The 2,595-nt window shown below is 66.0% G+C and carries 3 protein-coding genes; all 3 read right to left on the bottom strand.

Features of this window, described 5'->3' with window-relative positions; all coding sequences use genetic code 11:
* On the bottom strand, positions 1-827 hold an 827-nt coding region (locus tag EOD07_RS30245), incomplete at its 3' end, for a substrate-binding domain-containing protein (RefSeq protein ID WP_127237924.1).
* Positions 828-910: 83 nt separating this feature from the next.
* Entirely contained in the window at positions 911-1,819 is a 909-nt protein-coding gene (locus EOD07_RS30240; RefSeq protein WP_127237923.1) for a sugar phosphate isomerase/epimerase, read from the bottom strand.
* The coding region (locus tag EOD07_RS30235; RefSeq protein ID WP_164772683.1) for a Gfo/Idh/MocA family oxidoreductase at positions 1,816-2,595 on the bottom strand (780 nt) is incomplete at its 5' end. The genes EOD07_RS30235 and EOD07_RS30240, both read right to left, overlap by 4 nt.

The raw sequence follows: 2,595 nt of genomic DNA, 5'->3' as shown, positions 1-2,595 counted from the left end.
CCCTTGAAGGCCTCGACGATCTGCGGGCTGGTGTCGAAGCCGAAATTGAAGATGTCGCCAGGCTTCCTGCCCGCCGCCTGCATATAGGTGGCGACATTGCCGAGCATCTGGCCGCCGGGATAACCGACCGCCTTGACGCCGGGATTGTTGAGCAGCGCGGCGGTGATCGGCGGGATCGCGAGATTGGGATCGGCTGCCCATTCGGTTTGTGAATTGATCTGAACGACGTCGACGCCGGCCTCCTTCAGCGCGGCGACCGTCCCACGCTCGCGCGCGCCGCGGCTCTCGTTCTCGAACGGGCCGATCATGATCGCCTTGTCGCCGGCCTTCAGCCCGGCCAACTTGAACGCCTCGGCGCCGAGCGCGCGCCCCTGCTGCTCCTGCTGCGCGCCGACATAGCCGCCCCCGAACGCCGCCACCACGGTCGGCACCGGAACGTTCTGGTACATCATCCTGATGCCGTCCTTATGCGCCTGTTCGGCCAGCGGCATGATCGCCGCGTCGCCCGGATGGCCCATCATGGCGATGCCCTGGGGCTTGACGGCGACCGCCTCGCGCAATTGCTGCACCATCTTTTCGACGTCCCAACCGGAAAAGATGTAATCGACTTTCGGCCCGAGATCGGCCGCTGCCTGCTTGGCGCCATTGTAGACGATGGTGCCGAAGGCGTCGCCCTCGGCGCCGCCGACGAAGAAGCGAATATGCACGTCCTTGCACCATTGCGCGTCAAGCGCCTGTGCCGGCAGAGTGGAGATCGAGGCGCAGAGCGCCGCGGCGGCCGCCACGACGGTCGAGCGCAGAACAGTCCTTCTGGTCGTGATGTTCATGCACATTCCTCCCTTTTGGTCCCTCGCGATCAAGGGTTTTCAACAATGATTTGGATCGGCCGGCTCCTCCCGCCGGCCGGCACTCAGACCGGATTGGGCAGGTAGCTGTTCCCTCCCCGGCATTGCTTCAGGTAATCCAGCGCCCGCGCCTGGCCGGTGATCTCCAGGTCGCCGCGATAGACCGGGTCGTGCCAGCCCTCGATGTCGATGGCGCCCTTGTAGCCGGCCAGCCGCAACTCGCTGATCACCCGCGTCCAGTCGCTGTCGCCGAAGCCCGGCGTGCGCATCTGCACGAAAGGCAGGCGTCCGAACACGCCATGCTCGCGGATCACGTCCCAGCGCACGGTCGCGTCCTTGCCGTGGACGTGGAAGATGCGCGGCGCCCATTTGCGGATTTGCGGGATCGGGTCGATGAGGTAGACGAGCTGGTGGCAGGGCTCCCATTCGAGCCCGAGATTGTCGTTGGGCAACTCGTTGAACATCAGCTCCCAGGCATCGGGATTGTGGGCGATGTTCCAGTCGCCGCTCGCCCAGTTGCCATCCATGGCGCAGTTCTCGAAGGCGATGCGCACGCCCTTGTCGGCGGCACGTCTGGCCAGCGGTCCCCACACCTCGCGGAAGCGCGGCAAGCTGTCGGTCAGCTTCTTGCCGCGCAGGCGGCCGGTGAAGCCGCAGACCATGGAAGTGCCGAACAGATGCGCGTTGTCGATCACCGTCTCCCAGGCCTGGAGCACGCCGCGATCGACTTCGCCGCTCTCAAGCGGATTGCCGAACACGCCGATCGACGACACGGTGACGTCGGCATCGCCGATCGCTTCGCGGATTTCGCCCGCCAGGCGCTTCAGGTCCTTGCCGCCCAGCGTCTGCCAGAAGAAGGGCTGGATGCTCTCGAAACCGAGCGGCAGGATCTGCTTCACGTAGGCGGCCGGATCGTCGAGATTGGCCCGCACCATGGTGCCGATCCTGATATCGAGAAGCGGGTTTGGCATCATTGTGCTTCCTTGGCGATTGCCACGCGCCGCCCGCTCTCCGCGCTCTCGATCGCGCCGAAGACCATGGCCAGGCTTTTGATGTTGTCGGCGCCGCGGGTCTCCGGCTCGGTCCCCGTCTCGATCGCGCGCATGAAATCCTGGATGATGCCGAGATGTCCGCCGACGCGGTCGGCCGGGTCGAGCGCCGGCACCTGGATGGCTTCCGTCTTGTCGATGATGCCGTCGCGGCCGGAGGCAACCACCTCCGCCTTCAGCCCGTCATGGCCGTCCCACAACAGGCTGCCGCGCTCGGCGACGATGCGCCAACTGCCCTCCCAACTCGTGCGGAAGCCGTCGGCGCACCAGGAGCCGGCATAGGTGAAAACCTTGCCGCTGCCGAGGTCGAAAACGGCGCTCGCCGACGAGCCCTGCCGGTACCAGGAATTGGCCGGCTCCCATTCCTGGCAATAGACGCTGGCCGGCTCGCCGGCGATCATGTAGCGCGCGGCGTCGAAGGTGTGGATCGCCATGTCGAGCAACAGCACGTGGCGCATCTCCTCGCGAAAGCCGCCGAAATGCGGCGCGATGAAGAAATCGGCATGGATGCTGGTCGGCTTGCCGATGGCGCCGGAGTCGAGGAAACGCCGGATGCGGCGGACATTGGCGACGTAGCGCCGGTTCTGGACGACGGCGTGGACACGCCCGGCCTGTCGCGCCGCCGCGATGATGGCCCGCGCATTCTCGGGGCTGTCGGCCAGCGGCTTTTCGGTAAGCAGGTGGCAATGATGGGCAAAGGC

The organism is Mesorhizobium sp. M2C.T.Ca.TU.002.02.1.1, assembly GCF_003997225.1.
Note: the sequence above shows the minus strand (reverse complement) of the source record. Positions and strands in the feature narration are given on the sequence as shown.